Genomic DNA, 20,575 nt, shown 5'->3' with positions numbered 1-20,575 from the left:
AGACAGCTGCGGTGAGTGATCACCTTCTATGCCTAAACGTGACCTGACTGAGGGTCATCAGTGGACGGGCCCGTTCTGACTCGACCCACAAGATCTGTAGCGCTATCATCTAAGAAAGCGATGATCGCGATAACCATAATGGCCGCATGCCAGCAAGCCTGCTGATAGATGCCACCAATCCTGCTTCCCCTACCTAATGATCGTGCAGCCTTTGCCATGGCGGGCTTTGTCGCTTACAGGGATCAGGCGCTTGATTTGAAGAGGCTTGAACTGCACTTTCGGCAAGCGCTTGCCTATCTGTCCGCCTTGAACGATGTGCAAGCCATCGTCGCAGAAAATCTTCACGCGTTCGCCCCGGTGCTCGACAGGCTCTGCCGCTAACCCTTTCGTCGTTTGGGTTCGCTCGATTTGCTGTGAAGCCGCTTTTTTCTTGATCATCCATCTCACCTGAGAGCTACTGCCGTGCTCGATCACACGCTTCCGTATCTGCCTGACAGTGAGATGGTCACCGCCTTGCGCGAGCATGACTGGTCCGCTACTCCGCTGGGGAGGCTCGAGGATTGGCCTGCGTCCTTGCAATCCAGTGCTGCCCTGATGATCAGCACGGCTAGCCCGATGTTCATTGTGTGGGGAGATAGCCTTACCTATCTCTACAACGACGCCTGTGCGCCTATTCTCGGTTTGCGCCATCCGGCTGCCTTTGGCCAGAGCTTCCGAGACGCTTGGCCGGAGGTTTGGCCGGAGCTTGCGCCCTTGGTCGCGCGTGCCTACGGCGGCGACGCCTTTACGCAGAGTGATCTTCCATTGCGTCTCGAGCGCCTGGGCTACGCCGAAGACGCCTTTTTCACCTATTTCTGGACTCCTATTCGTCTGGATGACGGTACGGTAGGCGGCTTTCTAGGCGGCTGCATTGAAACGACGAGGCCGGTTCAGCAGCAACAAGCATTGGAGAGCGCCAACCAGCAGCTCTGCCTGCAGATCCAGACCGGCCAGGAGGAGCGAGATCGGCTCAAGTCACGTGATTTTCTGAACGTATTCAAGGATCGCATCCGGGATCTGGATGACCCGCTCGACATGGCGGCCATGGCCGCTCAGGTGATGGGAGCGCGGCTTGATCTTCAAGCCGCGGCCTATGCGGTCATGGATGAGGACGGCGTCTATGTCCACGTTGAGCGGGACTGGACGGCTGGAAGCGGCACGCGCTTGGCCGGCCGCTACCTCTTCGAGGAGTACGGCTCCTATGTGGAGGATCTGCGCCGGGGTCAGACTGTGGTCATCGATGACGTGGCGTTGGATCCTCGCACTCACGATCAGGTCACTCAGTTCTCGGCCATCAACGTCCAGAGCTTGATTAACTTTCCGATGATGGAGCGCGGCCGCTTTGTCGCCGCGTTTTTTGTCGTGTGCGCACATCCCCGGCAGTGGCGAGAGGATGAGATTGCCTTCGTCAGGGATATCGCTGAGCTCACGCGCTACGCCGTCGAGCGCCGACGGGCCGAGCAGCGCTTGCAGGCGTTGAATGCGACGCTGGAACAACAGGTGGTGCACCGAACCCGCGAGCGTAACCGGGTCTGGGAAACCACCAACGACCTCATGGGTAGCGCGACCGTGTCAGGCTACCTCAAGATCGTAAACCCGGCCTGGCAGCAGCTGCTGGGGTGGAGCGAGAGCGAGCTATTAAGTCGTCCCTTCATCGATTTTGTAGATCCCGAGGATCACCCTGGCGCGCTACAGGTATTAGAGCGTCTGGCTCAAGGCGAGACCATCACGGGCTTCGTAGACCGCGTCATCACCCGTGAGGGTGAGCGGCGCACCATCATGTGGACCGCTGCGCCAGACCCTGGTACCGAGCTATTTCACTTTGTCGGCCGCGACCTGACTGACCAGCGTGAGATCGAAGAAGCCCTGCGTCAGGCGCAAAAGATGGAGGCAGTCGGCCAGCTGACGGGTGGATTGGCTCACGACTTCAACAACCTGTTGGCCGGCATCTCAGGATCACTGGAACTGATGGCCGCGCGGATCAGCCAAGGCCGCGTCAATGAGCTGGATCGGTATCTCACAGCCGCCCAGGGCGCCACGAAGCGCGCCGCGGCGCTGACTCATCGCCTGCTCGCCTTTTCGCGTCGGCAGACGCTCGCCCCCAAACCGACCGATATCAATCAGCTGGTCAGCGGTATGCTCGACCTCATTCAGCGTACGGTCGGGCCCGCTATCGAGGTGCAAAGCGTCGGCACCTGCGGGCTGTGGCCGGCGCTGGTTGATGCGTCGCAGCTAGAAAATGCCCTGCTCAACCTCTGTATCAATGCGCGGGATGCCATGCCCAGCGGTGGCAAGATCACCATCGAAACGGGCAATCGCTGGATTGATCAACGCGGTGGCCAAATGCACGACATTCCGGCCGGTCAGTACCTGTCGCTGTGTGTTTCGGACAATGGCTCGGGCATGTCCAAGGCTACTATGGCCAAAGCCTTCGACCCCTTCTTTACCACCAAGCCGTTGGGCATGGGGACGGGGCTGGGCCTATCGATGATCTATGGATTCGCCAAACAATCTGGAGGCCAGGTTCGCCTCTACTCCGAGGAAGGCGATGGCACCATGGTCTGCATCTACCTGCCTAGGTATGTCGGCAAAGCTGATGTTGACGTCATAGCAGGTCATCTCGGCGAGCGTGAGACCGCGAGTACGGGTGAAACCGTATTGGTGGTAGACGATGAGCCCACGGTGCGCATGCTGGTTACAGAGGTACTGGAGGAGTTGGGCTACGTCGTGATTGAAGCCGCCGACAGTATCTCCGGACTCAAGGTGCTGGAGTCGGATGTGCGCATTGATTTGCTGGTGTCCGACGTCGGCCTGCCGGGTGGCATGAATGGCCGGCAAATGGCCGATGCTGCACGGACCAGTCGACCTGATCTCAAGGTCCTGTTCATCACCGGCTTTGCCGAGAATGCGCTATTCAACAACGGCCAATTGGAACCGGGCATGTCGGTGCTGACCAAGCCCTTCGCTATGGACGTCTTGGCCGCGCGCATGCGGGAGCTCATCGGGACGCCGCCATGATGCAGATGCCGTCGAGTAAAGACAGTGGCATTGGCAACCCCTAATAATCATCTTAATCTGACCGCGTTCAGGCGATATTGCGCTTGAGCTGCCCCGTCAAGCATGCCGGTATCAGGCTTCGCAGCGCTGCCGGTTGGTGCACCTTCAACTTTAGCCGTCACTCGCTGACAAGGCGCTTTCTTTGGCTTCGGATCGAAACGCTCTCTCTCTCGACGAATTGCGTCGGGAAAATGCTGACTTGCGCAAGCGGCTCGATCGCGCCGAGCGCTCCAGTCGTCTTGTACTCGACAGCGCGCTGGACTACGCCATCGTCGTGGGTGATATGACCGGCAGAATCACGGACTGGAGCGCCGGCGCTCACCAGATTCTGGGGTGGTCACGGGACGAGATGCTGGGGAAATCCATGCACCGGTTCTTCACCGCTGAAGACCGCGATATGGGGGTGCCAGAGCGAGAGATTGGCCTAGCGATCAGTCAGGGACGAGCCATTGATGATCGCTGGCACCTGCGCGCCGATGGCGAGTGCTTCTGGGCCAGTGGCTTGATGATGCCCATGTGGGACGAGGGGCATCTCGTGGGTGTAGTGAAAGTCATCCGTGACCTGACGGATCGGGTCGAAGCGGAGCAGCGCCGGCAACTGCACACGGAACAGCTGGCTCAGCAATTCCAGCAGCTCGCAGAGAGCATCCCTCAACTGGTGTGGATCTCGGACGTCCAGGGCCGCGACCTCTATTTCAACCCTCAATGGGAGACATTCTCCGGCCTTTCGACCGAGCAATTGGTCAACAATGGCTGGCACTCACTTATCGCTGAGGAAGCGCGACAGCACATCGTTGCTGAGCGCGCACAGGCGATGGCTGACGAGCGCGACTGGGAGGCCACCTTCCAGATGCAGACCGTAGGTGAGGGGCCACACTGGTGCCTGTGCCGTGCCTTGCCCATCCGCAACCTAGAGGGAGAAGTCATCCGCTGGTTCTCGAGCTGTACAGACGTCGATGCGATACAGAGCCGCTCCACTCGTTTCGAGCAGGACGCCGTAGCGCTACGGTCCGTCAACGTCAGCCAGGAAGTCGCACTGGATCGAACACGCCAAGATTTGAGCGATGAACGACATACCCGCGAGTCCGCCGAGGATCAGGTGCGCCAGCTTCAAAAGATGGAAGCGGTCGGCCAACTCACCGGGGGTATCGCCCACGACTTCAACAACATGCTGACCGTCATCATGGGCGGCTTGAACATGCTGCAAGCCCGGTTACAGCGGGGCGACACCCAGGTGGATCGCTATGCTTATCTGGCCTTGGAAGGTACTACCCGCGCTGCGGAACTCACGCATCGGCTGCTGGCCTTTTCTCGTCAGCAAGTCTTGTCGCCGGAGCCGGTCGATCTCAATCGATTGGTCACCGGCCTCTCAGGTATGTTGCAGCGAACCCTGGGCAGTGCCTACCAGGTGGAATTCGTCCGGCACGCCGGGTTGTGGCTGACACAGGCCGATATCGGTAGCCTGGAGCAAGCCATCCTCAACCTGTGCGTGAACGCCCGGGATGCCATGGAAGACGGCGGCCGCATCACCGTTGAGACCGGCAACGTCTACATCGACGACTACTATGCAGGCCAGCACCAAATCGAGCCGGGCGAGTATGTCCTGGTGGCCGTGACGGATACCGGAAGTGGGATTGATGAGACGACGCTTAAGCGGGTGTTCGAACCTTACTTCACCACCAAGGACGTAGGCCGAGGCACAGGACTCGGGCTCTCGCAGGTTTATGGATTCGTCAAACAATCACTGGGCCACATCAAGCTCTACAGCGAGCTTGGGCATGGCACCGCGGTCAAGATCTACTTGCCGCGCTATCGGGGTGATGCCAAACCTACCGAGCGTTACGCTACTTCGACCGATGTCATTCCGGTCGCCCAGGAAGGCGAGCTGATCCTTGTGGTGGAAGACGATCCGCGGGTGCGCGTCATATCGGTCGAGTCCCTGATGGAGCTGGGTTATCAGGTGCTTGATGCCGACAGCGGCGCGATGGCGCTCAACCTGCTCACCCAGCATCCGGAGATCTCCTTGGTGTTTACCGATGTTGTCATGCCCGAGATGACGGGGCGTCAATTGGCCGATCAGATCGGCCTGTCGCAACCCTCTATGCGGGTGCTCTACACCACGGGCTACACCCGTAATGCCATCGTCCACAACGGGACGTTGGATCAGGGGGTCGCCCTGCTGCCCAAGCCCTTTACGCTGCGGGATCTGGCCGTCAAAGTCAGACAGGTGCTCGATAATTGACCATCCGTCAACTTCAAGCAACGGCACCAGCATCGGACGGTCTACCAGGCGTTGCCATCCAATATGTCGGCTGTAGCCTTCAAGTGATCAATTTTGCTCCCACTTCAGATTTTGGTCGTCGACGACGAACCGCTTTTGCTATTGCTTCTGTCAGAAATCGTCTCCGATATGGGCGCCACCGCCGTAACGGCTGACCGTGCCGACCATGGCTTGTCTTACCTAGAACAGCATGCCGGTGAGATCGCCTTGGTTGTCACTGACGTCATGATGCCCGGGCGGCTCAACGGCTTTGACTTGGCGCAGATCGTAGCGGACCGTTGGCCTGCGCTGCCGGTGGTGCTCACGTCCGGTTATAGCGGTACTGAGCATCACAGCCTGGCCCCTAACGCAGCCTTTATCGCCAAGCCCTGGACCTACCAGCAGATCGAAGAGGTCATTCGAGAGCGGTTGTCAGCAGCGTAGGTGCCGTTGATACCAGCAACACCGGTGATGAGGTAAGTCCTCAAGGCACCTGTTAAAATGAGCGTTTGACCTCACCCTTGAGCAGCTGATGCTGAACCTTACGGCTATACGTGTTGTGGTGGTGGAGGACAATCTGACGCTGGGTCAGATTCTGGATGATTTCCTGAAAGAGAACGGCGCGACGCTCCACCACTTCGCCAGCGGCGATGATGCTCTCGTTGCTGTCCTAGGCGGCCTGCGTCCTGACTTGCTCATTACCGATCACCTGATGCCTGGACAGCTTAAAGGGGCAGAGCTTGCCCAGATGCTCTTGAGCCGCTGGCCGGACATGCCGACGATCATCACGACAGGTTATGAGTACTCGGTGAGTGCCGAGCTTCCCGCCCACGTCGTCTTTCTGCAAAAGCCTTGGCTGTACGAAGATCTCGAGAGAGCGATACGGCAAGCGCTCCACTAGCTACAGTCATCGCGGGCTGCCGCTTTTGCCTTGCGGTATCCGACGGGACTGCGGCCTCCCAGTAACAGCTTGATGCGCTCGTGATTGTAGTAGTGGATATAGTCTCGAATTGCCGCCGCTAACTGTTGCACTGTGGCAAATTTTGCGCAGTGAAAGAGCTCGGATTTCAGCACTGCGAAGAAGCTTTCCATCGCTGCATTGTCGAGACAATTGCCTCGCCTGGACATGCTCTGGGTAATGCCATGCTGGCGAATCGTCTGTTGGTAGGCAGGGTATTGATAGTGGCAACCCTGATCGGAGTGAATCAGCGGTTTCTCGTCAGGTCGAAGCGTTTTTATTCCGCTCTTCAACATTCGCAAGACCATATTGAACGTCGCGCGCTCACTTATCTCATAAGCCACGATTTCTCTATTGAATAGGTCAAGGATCGGCGACAGGTAAAGCCGATCTTGATTGACGCGAAACTCGGTAATATCAGTCGCCCATCGCTGATTGGGCTGCGGTGCGGTGAAGCGCCGCTCTAGAAGGTTGGGGGCAACGTAGGACTCAGGCCCTGTGAAGGGGCGGTAACGACGACGTCGCAACGTGCACTTCAAAGACATTTCGCCCATCAAACGTTGTACCGCTTTGTGATTGATCTGCTGCCCTTCGTTGCGTAATGCCTGGGTGATTCGACGATAGCCATAGCGACCCCGATGACAGACGAACATCGCTCGGATGCTCTCCTTGCGCGCATGCTGTTTGTCCGGTTGGCGTGCAACGTTGAGGTGGTAGTAAAAGCTGCTTCGAGGAAGCCCTGCCCCTTTGAGAAGCGCATCAAGCGGATACCGTGACCGTAGCTCCTGCACGATAAGTGCCTTCTGCCGATTGTCCAAATCGCTGTCTTTGAGACCCAGGCTCATGGCCTTGCGCAGGAAAACGTTTTTCACCTGCAGATAGGCCACCTGCCTTTCCAGCTCTAGGACGGGGCTTGCGACGTTGGACTTGAAAGCGGATGGATCTGGAGTGGGAGAAAGGGGCAAGGCATCACCTCTACGTTTGCTGGCCAACCCCTCGATACCATACTGCTGCCACGCGTTGACCCAGCGCTGCATTTGGGAGCGATTGAGGTTGAACCGCTCGCTTGCCCGTCGGATGGATAGCCCTTCGACGATCTGCCGTACAACCTCAATCTTAAAATCGACATTGTGGTACCGATAGCGCTGCTGTAGACCTACTTTTCCGTGACTGGCGTAGGTGCCAATCCACCCCTTTACCTGTACCACGCTGACGCGGTGCTCTTTGGCAAGTTGGCCGTAGGTGCGGTCTCCCCTTTGATACTGGGCGACGATCTTCATTTTGAAAGGAAGGGAATACTTGGGCATGGGCACCTCCAAGGTGGTGTCCAGCTTTCGGGGGTCACTTCACAGCTCCGGCGAACAATGCATGCTCGTAATGACACTAGGCATTGCCGGACAGATCGAACATCGATCCTTGATATTAATAGATGAGCCGGAGATCAGCTTACATCCAGCTTGGCAGGAACAGTTCATAAAAACTCTAACGACTGTTTTCTCTCAATACAAAGAGTGCCATTTCATAATAGCAACGCATTCACCCCAGATTGTTTCTCGACTTTCTGCCGAAAACTGCTTCATAACAGTGATTGACGAAAACAAACTCCATCGATCAAATGATTACCTAGAAAAATCCGCAGATTATCAGCTGGCAGAGCTTTTTGACGCACCTGGGATAATGAACGAGTACATCACCAGATTAGCGTTTTCATTGCTCACAAAAATCAGATCGGAAAAAACCATATCCGACCAGATAAAAGCCGAGATGAGAAAGCTACAGACAATGCAGCGCAAACTGGAAGCAGTGGATCCAAATTTTGAGCTGATCAACACTGTTGTGGATGTGTGCCAATACTATGCCACTGATAAATAACCATTATATTTTAGACGATGAGGATAAACAGATAATTAGCGATTTAGTCGCACAAGAGGGACACAACCATAAAGACTGGTCTAAAGATGAGCTAATGAAGTTACGCAGTAAAGTCCGTGAATTTTACCGTCTTGAGCAGAAAGGAGTATGTCCTTACTGCAAGGGAACTTTGTCCGTAACTGCCGCAGGAAACGCGACTGTGGAGCACATATTGCCAAAATCGAAGCATGTAGCGTTTCTATTTGAACCCAAAAATCTATGTGTTATCTGCGCAGACTGCAATCTTGCAAAAAATGATAAAGCCATTCTAAACGAGGAAGAAACGGAAACTCTTAACGGGGATGCTACAAATTATCCAAAATCCTCTGAGCGTTTCAAAATTGTTCATCCGTCGATAGACGAATACGACGAGCATATAAAGGTACATCGAAACAAGCTTTACTCCGACAAAACTGACAAGGGCTGGTTTACAATCGGCATCTGTAAGCTTAACAGATACACCAGAAAATTCGGGTTTGAGCCTGAAGCATTATCAGACTACGCACTATTCGAGCAACTACAAAAGTTCAAGGATGGAAGTGAGGCGGAACGCGATGAAGTAATGAGAAAGCTCAGAGCATTAATCCCCACAAACACGTAAGCCCTGTAAAATTGAATGACCATAACAGACAATGAGGATTGTGATATTTAGCAAATTCTTATTAATCAGCAATCATACTGCGGAGTTACTCCCGACGCTCATTTCAAATTAAGCCACCAAAGAGTCACACAGAAATTCTCTAGCTTATAATAAACTTAATTAATTATTAAAATTTGTCTTTAGTCGTTGTGGACCACAGAAGCAATGGCTGTCACTCGAATAGACCGCAAGCAGCCACGTTCTAACAAAGATTCGGTTCCTTCCACGAAAAGAAAAGACCTTGGAACCATCAGATCCAGCTCAGCTTATCAGCAACCGTGTATGCCTACTTGTATGCCTCGCCACCCGACGCCCAGCCAAGAGCAGTCATTAAGCGGCCTTCAAGGTTAAGTGTTGACGTAGTCGCTGTTTCTAACTTGCGAATCGCCTGGCTGACAGCGGGCTGGCTTACGCTCAATACCCGTGCCGCCTTGCTGGTGCTGCCAGCGTTCTCGATTAACTTTATTACACCTATCTAAACCTCTTATATTAAAGCCATAGTGTCAGTATAACTTAATCTCAAGCGACACTCGTATCACATAGTCACCAGCTATTCGATGCTACTTCATAGCTTTCTGAATACATGCCACAGCTATCTATACAACTTTAAGAGACCGTACTGAGCATGTGATACTTATAGAAAATGCCGACATTAGTCCGATGACCGTACCCATAGTATGATCGAGACGATGGATCAGTATCAGCTAATAGGCAATCTTTAGACACCCTATTTCATCTGCCTCCGAAGAATCAAAAGATGTGCAGATTGATAACCGAAGCCACTCAATTATCAGTTTTTTTGTTAAGCTTTGTATTCTCTTTTTCTGTTAATGCTCGATGATAAGCACGATCTCTATCAACCCTACCTTGGTCCGCGCGGAATTGCTCGTTTCGTTGTATCGACCGCTCTGCGCCATCAGCAGCGTACAGCAAGCTAGATACGGAAAAAAGGAGCGTTACAAAAGCCATTTTTGCTAAAATCATAATTTAAGCCCTTAGGTTTTAACTCTGAAAACCAAACCACTTCAACTGACTCTAGGTTAAGTTGAGGGAGAATTTACAAGATTATCAGCCTTCGACAGGCTAATTAATAACCAGAGGCACAGCCAGCAAAACTGGCTGTAGCCGTCAACGAATCAATGACCTCAACTTTTTAAATATCTAATTCGTATTATCCTGAAACCGCGCATCAACAACATGAAACCTTTCAGACTTGAATGGCACCCGAACCCTCCCATCGGCCCCACTACTAAGTAAACGATTTACACGCTCGGCATCAGCGGGAATGCTTGGATAGCGACTACTAGCAACGTTAGCCGCCGAGACAAAAGAAGAAAAAATAAGCAAAGAACCTAAGACCGCCTGTTTATATCTCACAACGGCACCTCTATCATTTGAGTTAGTCGAAATCCAAAACCTTGACCTTACTTTACCTAGAACGCATATCGAGAGAATGACGTTGCAATTACAAAACTGTTATGAATGAGAACTCGATATTAAGATTACAAAATTGTAATTTAGCAGCAATCGTCCTGAAAGGATTACTCTTTGAAAATCACAGGACTAACAAAAAATACATCAGTATCGACCTGCCTCACCCCAAAGGAGCACCGTCTTGCAAACCAACGTTATAAAGACCTTAATAATTCCATTTATTTTTATACCGCAGGTAGTGAGTGCGAATTCAGCTTCAGAAAACTCTGGAGGCTTCTTAGAAGATAGCTCACTTTCAATTATGAATCGGAACTATTACTTCAATAGGGATTTTAGAAAGGGCCAAGCAAACTCTGCAGGCAACGGCTACTCTGAAACTTGGGCGCATGGTCTATTAGCCTTTTATAGATCAGGATATACACAAGGTACCGTAGGCGTTGGGGTAGACGCAGTTGGGCTTCTTGGCCTACGTTTAGACAGCGGAAGGGGCCGAACGGGCCAGGGCGGTAGCGTTAACTTGCTTCCCGCAGACGCGAACGGTGATCCCACGACCGAGTACTCCAAATTACTTGGCGCCGTAAAGTTGAAATTCTTAGATACTGAGGTAAAGCTTGGCGACGTATTCCCTACTACACCTGTTGTGCATTTTGGCGACTCACGCCTACTTCCACAAAGCTTTAAAGGCATTACCGCAACGAACAACAGCTTCGACGCCATAACTATTAATGGCGGGCGTTTACACGCCATGAGCCAGCCGCAGCAAAGCGAGACGGGAAGTGATTTTGTAACCTTCTATGCTGGTCAAGTGAAGTCGTCTTACCTTTCTTACCTCGGCGGTGAGTACAAGATAAATGAGTACCTCACAAGCAGCCTCTATACAAGCAAGTTAGATAATTCCTGGCGCCAATACTATTTTGGATCCATCGCCAGCTATCCTATTAACGATAATCTAGCTCTAACAGCGGGGTTAAACTTCTATAGATCGGTCGACGACGGTAGAAAGTTTCTTGGGGAGTTTTCCACAAATATCTGGAGTGTTAGCAGTGGCATTGTAGCGGGTGCGCACTCTATAACCATGAGCTACCAGCAAAACAACGGGGACAACGATTTCGACTACCTGAGACAATCTGACTCAATTTACCTTAACAACTCCATTCAGTATAGTGACTTCAACTCCCCGAAAGAGCAGTCAGTTCTTTTACGCTATGATATAAACCTTGCGCAGTATGGGATTCCTGGGCTAACTCTGATGGCCCGATATGGGAAGGGCTGGAATGCGGACTACTCGAACGCAAACTCCGTATATATGCGGCGTGACGAGAATGGTCTACCATTACAAAACCAACATCGCTGGGAGCGTGATATAGAGGCGCGCTATGTAGTGCAGAGCGGACCTGCGAAAGATCTATCATTCCGGTTGAGACAAGCTACCACGCGCGCAAGCAAGTTTGAGTCAGACCTAGATGAAATCAGGATCATTACCGAATACCCCCTCTCCCTGCTTTAATTGAAATTTATTTACGTACATCTTTGTTCTCCTTTGGTTAGGGTGTACGTCTTAGGGTGCCAATTGGCACCCTTTTTTTGGGTCTAATTTCTGGGAATAGCCGCGCAGCTATGATAGTTAACCTATCGCCCAACTGAATCGCCTCTAGTTTCGTAGACACCTCCAAGCTTCATAATGACGCCCATTAGGAGGTGCTATGAGCGACCAACGTTACCCCGAAGAATTCAAAATCGAAGCGGTCAAGCTAGTGACCGAGCGTGGCCTCCCCGTTACTGAGGTAGCGGCGCGGTTGGGCATGTCGGTGCATAGCCTGTATGCCTGGATCATGCGCTACGGCAAGCCCTAAGAACAGCGGCAGCAAAAAGACGATCAGCATGCCGAATTGCGTCGTTTGCGCGCCGAACTCAAGCGGGTGACCGAAGAGCGAGACATTTTTAAAAGGCCGCCGCGTACTTTGCCAAGGAGTCCGGCTGGAGTAGGCCTTCATCAGCTAGCTGTCGGTGGAGTACCCGGTGCGACGTCTCTGCCAGACGCTCCAGGTGCATCCCAGCGGTTACTACGCCAGGCTGGCCGAGCCGAAATCCGTACGCGCCAAGGAAGATCAGCTCCTGCGCGGATTGATCAAGCATGCCTGGTTGGAAAACGGTGGAGTTTACGGCTACCGCAGGGTCCACAACGATCTGCGTGAGCTGGGGGAGTCCTGTTGCCGGCACTGTGTGGCTCGCCTGATACGGGAAGAAGGGCTGCGCTCGCAGACCGGCTATCGTCAGCGCCCCGGCTACTACGGCGGCAGGCCGACGGTGGCCTCGCCCAATCGCCTGGAGCGGCAGTTCGACGTCGGTGAACCGAACAAAGTCTGGGTCACCGACATCATCTACATCCGTACCTATGAGGGTTGGTTGTACTTGGCGGTGGTGCTGGATCTGCTTTCACGCCAGGTAATTGGCTGGTCGATGAAACCACAGATGTGCAGCGACTTGGCCATTGATGCGTTGCTAATGGCGGTGTGGCGGCGCAAGCCCAAGCAGGAAGTGATGATTCACTCTGACCTTGGCAGCCAGTTCAGCAGTTCGGACTGGCAGATTTTCCTCAAGGCCAACAGCCTGATCAGCAGCATGAGTCGACGCGGCAACTGCCACGACAACGCGGTGGAGGAAAGCTTTTTCCAGTTGCTGAAGCGCCAACGCATCCGACGAGAAACCTACGGCACCCGCGAAGAAGCCCGTAGTAATGTGTACGATTACATCGAGATGTCTTATAACCCTAAACGATGGCACGGCAGCGCTAGGCAGCTATCGCCATAGAGTTTGAGAAACGCTATTTCCAGAGCTTGGAGAGTGTCTAGGAAAGCGGGGCCGATTCACATCGGCGCCATCGATGCAGCCGGTGCCTAACTGCCGCTACTCATGTCGATTAAAATTTTTGGTTCGCCAAGCCTGTACAATCGAATTTTTATGCGCATCGCCCCCCTTGTGATGATGGAGATCTGCTTCGTGTCTTCACGCGGCTCAAGCCGCGGCAGATATCAAAAATCTGACGCTACACTTCGATGGGTGCTTCTATGTCCTAATTAATACGACGCGAGCGCGGCACTAGCAGGTCAGTACGTTGGGGCCTATTGACCAACCAGACGGACGGAACGAAGTGAGATCGGAGATGCTTCCTTGCCGTTTAGCATTCTTGATCAGCTGCAACACTGTGCCTCTCATGCTCGTATGTCCCTAGCGCTATCTAGTTGGCCACCCTGCCTGTCCTTGAGCCTAGGCATTCGAGTACGGTACTTCTGCTTAAAAACTTACCATACCCTCAGTCAGAGCCTAAAAAGCCACAAGCGACAAAATGCCAATTTTGGCTGTTAAAATTAGTCGGTCTTTTTAATTGTATCTTGCTTACCTGACTGATTGACCTCCTCCGCCACCATCTCATGCGTCTCTCGATGCTGCTGGAGCGCCGCTTGGCGCTCTCGAAAATTTTCGTTGTGCGAGATCGAGCGCTCGCTGCCGTCTGCGGCATAGCTGAGGTTCGCAACAACGAGGGTGGCGGCAAACAGGGCAGTTTTAAGGAACGTCATGGTGTTTCTCCTTCTAGGGTGCAGTGTGGGTATGAGAGCCACTCTAGAGGGGCGCGGCTAACGCCAGGATGAGCCGCGCATTACAATCCTGTCATCCTTCCCCGGGCTGTTCGCGACGGCGCAGGACACTGTGGTAGAGCGCGGGCAGGACCAGCAACGTCAGGGCGGTGGAAGACAGGATGCCGCCGATCACCACGGTCGCCAGCGGCCGTTGTACCTCTGCGCCGGTGCCCGTCGCCAGGGCCATGGGAATGAAGCCCAGCGAGGCCACCAGCGCAGTCATCAGCACCGGCCGCAGGCGGACCAGCGCCCCCTCGCGCACGGCGATGTCCAGCGGCTTGCCCTCCTCCAGCAGGCCACGGATGAAGGAGATCATCACCAGGCCATTGAGCACCGCGACGCCCGACAGCGCGATGAAACCCACGCCTGCCGAGATCGACAGGGGAATGTCCCGCAACCACAACGCCAGCACTCCGCCCGTCAAGGCGAAGGGAATACCGGTAAAGACCACGAGGCCGTCGCGCAGATTGCCGAACATCATGAACAGCAGCACGAACACCAGCAGCAAGGCCACCGGCACCACGAGTTGCAGGCGGGCGGCGGCAGCCTGCAACTGCTCGAATTGGCCACCCCAACTGGTCCAGTAGCCTGCGGGAATCCGTACCTGGTCCGTAATGGCGGCGGTGGCATCCGCCACGAAGCTACCCAGGTCCCGATCGCGAACATTGGCACTGACGATCACCAGGCGCTTGCCGTCTTCACGGCTGATCTGATTCGGCCCCAGCACCGTTTCCAGGCGCGCCACATCGGCCAGGGGAATGAACTCGACGCGGCCTTCCACCGCTGGCAATGGAATGGGCAGGCGCGCCAGCACCGCCGGATCGCTGCGCAGCGTTTCCGGGAGGCGGATCATCAGATCGAAGCGGCGATCACCCTCGAAAAGCGTGCCGGCCTTGCGTCCGCCGAGCGCCGTGGCAATCACATCCTGGATGTCACCGACATTGAGGCCATAACGCGCGGCTCGCTCACGATCGATCTGCACGCTCAGCAGCGGCAACCCCCCGGTCTGCTCCACCTTCACCTCGGCGGCGCCGGTGACCTTCTGCAACACCCTGGCAATCTCCGCAGCGGTCTTGTTCAGCACCGCCATGTCGTCGCCGAAGACCTTGACCGCCACATCGCTGCGCACGCCGGAAATCAGCTCGTTGAATCTCAGCTGGATCGGTTGCGACAACTCGTAATTGCTACCGGGTACACGCGCCGCCGCTGCTTCCAGCTCGGCCATCAGCTGCTCGCGGGACTTGCCTGGATCAGGCCACTGTGCCTGCGGCTTGAGCATCACGTAGCTGTCGGAGATGTTCGGCGGCATCGGATCTGCGGCGATCTCCGCGGTCCCGGTCCTCGCGAATACCCGCTCCACCTCGGGTACCTGATCCAGGATGGAGCGCTCCAGGCGTTGCTGCATGTCCACCGATTGCCCCAGGCCGGTACCGGGCACCCTGAGCGCCTGCAGCGCGAAATCACCCTCGCTCAAGCTAGGTACGAATTCACTGCCCAGGCGCAGCGCCAGCAGCACCGTCAGCACCACGCTCAGGCCAGCGCCGGCGAACACCAGTGGCCGCCGACGCATGGCTGCATCCAACGCGACGGCATAGCCGCGCCGCGCCGCGCTCATCAGTCGATTGTCCTTTTCCTGCACGCGACCCGTGACGAACAGCGCCACGGCCGCCGGGACGAAGGTGATGGACAGCAGCATGGCACCCAGCAAGGCGATCACCACGGTAAAGGCCATGGGATGGAACATCTTGCCTTCCACACCCGTCAGGGCGAACACCGGCAGATAGACCACCATGATGATCAGCTGCCCGAAGATCAGCGGTCTGCGCGCCTCGCGGGCGGCGGCGAACACTTCCTGGAAGCGCTCCCTTCGATCGAGTACCCGACCGTGCCGTTCCTGGGCATGAGCCAGCCGGCGAATGGCATTCTCCACGATCACCACGGCGCCATCGACGATGATGCCGAAGTCGAGCGCACCCAGACTCATCAGGTTGGCGCTGACCCGATTCGCGGCCATGCCGCTGAAGGTGAAGAGCATCGACAGCGGGATCACCAGCGCGGTGATCAGCGCCGCGCGCAGATTGCCGAGGAAGACGAAGAGCACGGCGATGACCAGCAGCGCACCCTCCACCAGATTCTTGCGTACCGTGGCGATCGCCTTGTCCACCAGCGTGGTGCGGTCGTACACGGCGACCGCCTGCACGCCTTCCGGCAGGTTGCGGTTGATCTGCGCCAGGCGCCCAGCCACCGCCAGGGCCACCTCGCGGCTGTTCTCGCCCACCCGCATGAAGACGGTGCCGAGCACCGCCTCTTCGCCATTCTCGGTAGCCGCCCCGGACCGCAACTCCTGCCCTACCCCGACCGTGGCCACATCCCGGACCCGTACCGGGGTACCGTCCACCGTCGCCAGCACGATGGTGGCGATGTCCTCGACGGAGGCGAGCTGCCCCGGTACCCGAATCACCAGCTGCTCCCCGGCGCGCTCGATGAAACCGGCGCCGACATTGGCGTTGTTCCGCTCCAGCGCCACCGCCAGTTGTTCCAGGGTGATGCGATAGCCGGCCAGGCGCTTGGGATCGGGCGCGATCTGATACTCCTTGGCGTAGCCGCCAATGGTGTTGACTTCCGCCACCCCGGGTACGGTACGCAACTGGGGTTTGACGATCCAGTCCTGGATCTCGCGCAGATCGGTGAGCGTATAGGCTTCGCCGTCAGCCCGGCGCGCCTGAGGCGCGGCCTTCACTGTCCAGAGGAAGATTTCCCCGAGCCCGGTGGACAGCGGCCCCAGATTGACCTCCACGCCCTCCGGCAGGGCTTCGCGCGCCCCCTGGAGGCGCTCGCTCACCTGCTGGCGAGCGAAGAACAGATCCGTCCCATCGGCGAAAATGACGCTGATCTGAGCAAAGCCCGAGCGCGACAACGACCGGGTCCGCTCCAGCCCGGGCAGGCCGGCCATGGCCGTTTCCAGCGGATAGGTAACCCGCTGTTCGACCTCCAGCGGCGAAGCGCCCGGTACTTCCGCGTTGATCTGTACCTGGACGTTGGTGATGTCCGGCACCGCATCGATGGGCAGGTGGCGATAGCTGTAGATCCCCAGGGCGGCGATGCCGAGCGTGGCGAGCAGCACCAGCCAGCGCTGCTCGATGGCGAAGCGAAGAATACGTTCGAACATGATGCGCCCTTAGTGGGAGTGCTCGGCCGAGCCCTTGCCCAGTTCCGACTTGAGAATGAAGCTGCCGCGGTCGGCCACTACCTGGCCGGCGCTCAAGCCCTGACGAATCTCGGTGCGCTCACCGTCCCGCACCCCGGTGACCACGGGGGTCGCCTGAAATCCGTCCGCCGTCCGGACGAACACCACGGGGCGATCCTCCACGACATGCACGGCGCCACTGGGCACGCCGAGTACCTTGGCCTTGCGCTCGTCAGCGAGCCGTACCGTGACGAACAGACCCGGGCGCCAGGCGCCGGCCGGATTGGCCAGGGTGACGCGGGCGGTCGCCGCCCGGGTCTGCTCGCCCAGCAGATTGCCGACATGCGCCACGGTGCCCTCGGTGCGACTGTCCAGCTCTCCTGCAACCACCTCCACCTGTCGGCCAACGGTCACTCGATCGAGGTCACGCGCCGGAACGGCGAACGTCGCCCACACGCGGGACAGGTCGGTGAGCGTGAACAGGTTGCTGGCTTCGTCCACTCGCTCGCCGAGGACCAGGTGCTTCTCCACCACCACGCCGTCGAAGGGTGCGCGCAACTCATAGCGACTACCGCCCTGAGCGGAGGCCGCGCCACCCAGAGCCTGAGCTTTCTGGCGGGCGTTGCGGACGGCGATCTCGGCTTCCTGCAGCGTCTGCCGCGCCTGCAGCAGATCCTGCTCAGCACTGATCCGCTCCTGCCAGAGGCTCTGCTCGCGGGCATAGAGGGTGCGCGCCAGCTGCAAACGCTGCTGTGCGGTCGCCAACTCGCTGCGCACCTCGGACAGCTGCTCGCTGGCGATGACCGCCAGCACCTGTCCCTTGCGCACCCGGTCCCCGAGATTGGCCTTCACCTCCTCGACGATGCCGGGGGTGCGAGACACCACGTGAGCGGTACGATCCTCATCGAAGCGAATTTCTCCGGGGAGACTCAAGGACGCGCCCACGCTGACCGGTGTGACCACCTGGGTCTCGATACCGGCCGCGCGAATCTGCTCCGCGCTCAGCTCGATCTCGCCTTCGGCATGCGTCTCTTCGCCCTCGCCATGGGCGCCCTCGTCTGCTGCCTGGCCGTCCTTTTCTGCGGCCAGAGCCGCGTGCGACGGGGCCGTTACCGCCTTGGCAGCGGCCGCCTTCGCCGGGGGTGCAGCGGATTCGGGATGGTCGTGGCCGGCACCCGCCTGCAGCGTACCGAACGGCAGCCCACTGCCGATTACCGCGATCAGCAGCGGCCGCAGCAGTCTCGGCCTGAATGAAATCATGGTCATGCAAGAACTCCGCACCCGGTTCGTTACCGGGATCTGTAGCGTCATGGGGAGGTGAAGAGCGGGCCATGGAGGCGTTCGAGGCGAGCCCAGGCAGCGATCTGCGCCCGCTGGGCGAGCAGGTACTGCCCCCGCGCCGCAATGAGGGCGCGCTGGGCTTCCAGCACATCCAACTGGGCGAAACGTCCCAGCGAGAAGCCGCGCGTGAGGTCATCGACCGTGCGCTGGCCCGCCGGCATCACCCGGTTGCGCAAGTCGTCGACGTCCGCTGCCGCGCTACGCCAGTCGCGCAGCGCCTGAAGGGTCTCGGCCTGAATCTGCAGCTCGGTCGCTCGCTGTAGATCCCGGGCCTGGTCGGCGCGGCTGGAGGCGGCGAGCAGGTTGCCCTGGTTGCGATCGAAGAGCGGTAGCGGGAGCGAGAAGCCCACCAGATTCACCCGCTCCCCCTCGAGCTCGTCGTATTGGCTGCCCAGGCTCACCCGCACGTCCGGATAGCGCTGGCTGCGCTGCAGATCGACGTCGGCATCCCCGGCGGCTACCTGCTGCCGCGCCTTGAGCATCGCCGGTGTCTGGCGGATCGCCTGCAGCAGCCGGGCTTCGCCGGGAGGTTCGGGCAGACGATCCAGGTCACCGACCGGCTCACCGAGTTCGATCACTGAGACACCCAGTTGGCGGGCAAGACTTACCCGCGCGTTGTCACGCTGCTGCAGTGCGCGTCTCAGCTCCAGCCGCTGGGTGACCTGTTCCACCTCCGCGCGGGTACCCGATACCGGTGAAAGCTTGCCCGCTCGAATCTGCGCCCCCGAGCTGTCCAGGCTGCGCTGGGCCAGCGCCTGCGATTGCTTGGCGAGCCGCACCGCTTCTTCTGCCAAGAGCAACTCGTAAAAGCCCTGGATGATGTCCGCACGGAGGGCATAACGGCGCGCCTCGAGGTCCGCGTCGACCACGCCAGCGTTGGCCTCGGCCACCGCCACCCGTGCGGCGCGCTTGCCGCCCAGCTCAAAGGGCTGGGTGAGCGTGATGCTACGGGTCTGACTGGCAGAGCGAGTGTCCTCGACCTCGAAGGCGAGTTCCGGGTTGGGCAGGAGGCCTGCCTGCTGCCGTGCACCTGCGGCCGCGGCGGTCTCCTGGCGGGCCGCCAGGTAGTCGGGATTGTCGCGCAGGGCCTGGGCCAGCGCCTGCTCCAGGGTCAGCGCTGAGGCCTGGGCCGATCCGCCGGCGAGCAGCAGGCCCAGCCCCAGCACCATCAGGTGCCATAGGGCGGGATGTCGACAAGAAAAGAATAGCGGCACGACAGCGGCTCCTGTGCAGAAGGCGCGACGCTCGAAGGGAGCGACGCTCGATAGCGAAGCCGACTCTAGGGAGCGCCACCTATCGCTCCGGTGACACCAACATTACAAAGCTGCAAGGAAGTTGCCGCCGGGCAAGGATAGCGGCAGGCTTGGTCGCTTGACCCTCTACTGGCTACAGGCTGCAGCCTGCGTCGCCCTCTCGACACGACCGACACCGACGATGCGCTTACTGATAGTGGAAGACGAAGCCCGGGCTGCGGATTATCTGCAGCAGGGCCTCACGGAGAATGGCTATGTGGTCGATCGGGCCGCGACCGGAATCGATGGCTTGCATCTGGCCCTCCAGCAGGACTACGACCTGATCCTGCTGGACATCAATCTGCCGACGATGGATGGCCTGGAAGTCCTGGAATTGCTGCGCCGACGCAAGCAGACCCGGGTGATGCTGCTGACGGGGCAGAGCCGCACCAGCGAACGCGTCCGTGGACTGGACGCCGGCGCTGACGACTATCTGACCAAGCCTTTCGAATTTCCGGAGTTGCTCGCCCGCATCCGCGCGCTGCTCAGGCGCGGCGAGACGCGAGTGCTCAGCGAGACCCTGCAACTGGCCGACCTCGAACTGCATCCCTTTCGCCATCGGGCCTTTCGCGGCGACCAACGCATCGACCTGACCAGCAAGGAATTTGCGCTGCTTCATCTGCTCATGCAGCGCCAGGGCGAAGTGCTCTCCCGCACCGAGATCATCTCGCGGGTCTGGGACATGAATTTCGACTGCGACACCAACGTGGTGGAGGTTGCGATTCGACGCTTGCGGATGAAGGTCGATGAGCCCTTCGGGGAAGCCCTTATCCATACCGTAAGAGGCGTTGGCTACGTGATGGAGCGTCGTTCGTGAG

At 57.5% G+C, this 20,575-nt stretch carries 14 protein-coding genes and 1 pseudogene; 9 read left to right on the top strand and 6 right to left on the bottom strand.

The window, feature by feature from the left end; all coding sequences use genetic code 11:
- Nucleotides 1–189: 189 nt before the first annotated feature.
- Nucleotides 190–438: a hypothetical protein gene (locus FEZ61_RS24010; RefSeq protein WP_026083568.1), complete on the bottom strand. Its 249-nt coding sequence runs from the start codon at nt 436–438 to the stop codon at nt 190–192.
- 24 nt (nt 439–462) lie between these two features.
- On the opposite strand from FEZ61_RS24010, the gene FEZ61_RS24005 reads away from it, so the two are divergent.
- The 4 genes from FEZ61_RS24005 (at nt 463) to FEZ61_RS23990 (ending at nt 6,257) form a co-directional block, all read left to right on the top strand.
- Nucleotides 463–3,057: an ATP-binding protein gene (locus tag FEZ61_RS24005; RefSeq protein WP_231893092.1), complete on the top strand. Its 2,595-nt coding sequence runs from the start codon at nt 463–465 to the stop codon at nt 3,055–3,057.
- 238 nt (nt 3,058–3,295) lie between these two features.
- Nucleotides 3,296–5,338, top strand: a complete 2,043-nt coding sequence (locus tag FEZ61_RS24000) for a PAS domain S-box protein (protein WP_017638783.1) — start codon at nt 3,296–3,298, stop codon at nt 5,336–5,338.
- Between the two features lie 93 nt (nt 5,339–5,431).
- Nucleotides 5,432–5,800 carry a response regulator gene (locus FEZ61_RS23995; protein ID WP_017638784.1) on the top strand — a complete coding sequence of 123 codons (369 nt, stop codon included), beginning with the start codon at nt 5,432–5,434 and terminating at the stop codon, nt 5,798–5,800.
- A gap of 88 nt (nt 5,801–5,888) precedes the next feature.
- Nucleotides 5,889–6,257, top strand: a complete 369-nt coding sequence (locus FEZ61_RS23990; RefSeq protein WP_017638785.1) for a response regulator — start codon at nt 5,889–5,891, stop codon at nt 6,255–6,257.
- Here FEZ61_RS23990 and FEZ61_RS23985 read toward each other — a convergent pair.
- Nucleotides 6,254–7,621, bottom strand: coding sequence for an IS3 family transposase (locus tag FEZ61_RS23985; protein WP_017638786.1), 1,368 nt, complete (start codon nt 7,619–7,621; stop codon nt 6,254–6,256). The genes FEZ61_RS23990 and FEZ61_RS23985 overlap by 4 nt on opposite strands.
- Here FEZ61_RS23985 and FEZ61_RS23980 point away from each other — a divergent pair.
- The 4 genes and pseudogenes from FEZ61_RS23980 to FEZ61_RS23960 all read left to right on the top strand — a co-directional run bounded on the left by FEZ61_RS23980 (nt 7,620) and on the right by FEZ61_RS23960 (nt 13,151).
- A complete protein-coding gene (locus tag FEZ61_RS23980) occupies nt 7,620–8,186 on the top strand; it encodes an AAA family ATPase (RefSeq protein ID WP_173150582.1) in 567 nt (188 codons plus the stop codon). The two genes, FEZ61_RS23985 and FEZ61_RS23980, sit on opposite strands and share 2 nt — an antisense overlap.
- Entirely contained in the window at nt 8,170–8,826 is a 657-nt protein-coding gene (locus FEZ61_RS23975; protein ID WP_074585320.1) for an HNH endonuclease, read from the top strand. The genes FEZ61_RS23980 and FEZ61_RS23975 overlap by 17 nt, the downstream gene beginning before the upstream one ends.
- A gap of 1,684 nt (nt 8,827–10,510) precedes the next feature.
- Nucleotides 10,511–11,806, top strand: coding sequence for an OprD family porin (locus FEZ61_RS23965; RefSeq protein ID WP_231357420.1), 1,296 nt, complete (start codon nt 10,511–10,513; stop codon nt 11,804–11,806).
- Nucleotides 11,807–12,002: 196 nt separating this feature from the next.
- Nucleotides 12,003–13,151, top strand: a pseudogene (locus FEZ61_RS23960) (IS3 family transposase).
- Nucleotides 13,152–13,667: 516 nt separating this feature from the next.
- Here the strand turns inward: FEZ61_RS23960 and FEZ61_RS23955 are convergent.
- The 4 genes from FEZ61_RS23955 to FEZ61_RS23940 form a co-directional block, all read right to left on the bottom strand.
- The gene (locus FEZ61_RS23955; RefSeq protein ID WP_017638791.1) at nt 13,668–13,877 is read right to left on the bottom strand and encodes a hypothetical protein; all 210 of its coding nucleotides are present in this window, start codon (nt 13,875–13,877) and stop codon (nt 13,668–13,670) included.
- Nucleotides 13,878–13,968: 91 nt separating this feature from the next.
- Entirely contained in the window at nt 13,969–17,106 is a 3,138-nt protein-coding gene (locus tag FEZ61_RS23950; RefSeq protein WP_017638792.1) for a CusA/CzcA family heavy metal efflux RND transporter, read from the bottom strand.
- A gap of 9 nt (nt 17,107–17,115) precedes the next feature.
- Complete coding sequence (locus tag FEZ61_RS23945) at nt 17,116–18,390, bottom strand: efflux RND transporter periplasmic adaptor subunit (protein ID WP_017638793.1); 1,275 nt, start codon at nt 18,388–18,390, stop codon at nt 17,116–17,118.
- 41 nt (nt 18,391–18,431) lie between these two features.
- Entirely contained in the window at nt 18,432–19,679 is a 1,248-nt protein-coding gene (locus FEZ61_RS23940) for a TolC family protein (RefSeq protein ID WP_231357402.1), read from the bottom strand.
- A gap of 220 nt (nt 19,680–19,899) precedes the next feature.
- Between FEZ61_RS23940 and FEZ61_RS23935 the strand changes: the two genes are divergently transcribed.
- Nucleotides 19,900–20,574, top strand: coding sequence for a heavy metal response regulator transcription factor (locus FEZ61_RS23935; protein WP_026083573.1), 675 nt, complete (start codon nt 19,900–19,902; stop codon nt 20,572–20,574).
- The last annotated feature ends 1 nt before the right edge of the window (nt 20,575 follow it).

This window comes from Pseudomonas sp. MS15a(2019) (assembly GCF_013277805.1).
GTDB classification, from domain to species: Bacteria; Pseudomonadota; Gammaproteobacteria; order Pseudomonadales; family Pseudomonadaceae; genus Chryseomonas; species Chryseomonas benzopyrenica.
This window is presented reverse-complemented; position numbering and strand designations above follow the sequence as displayed.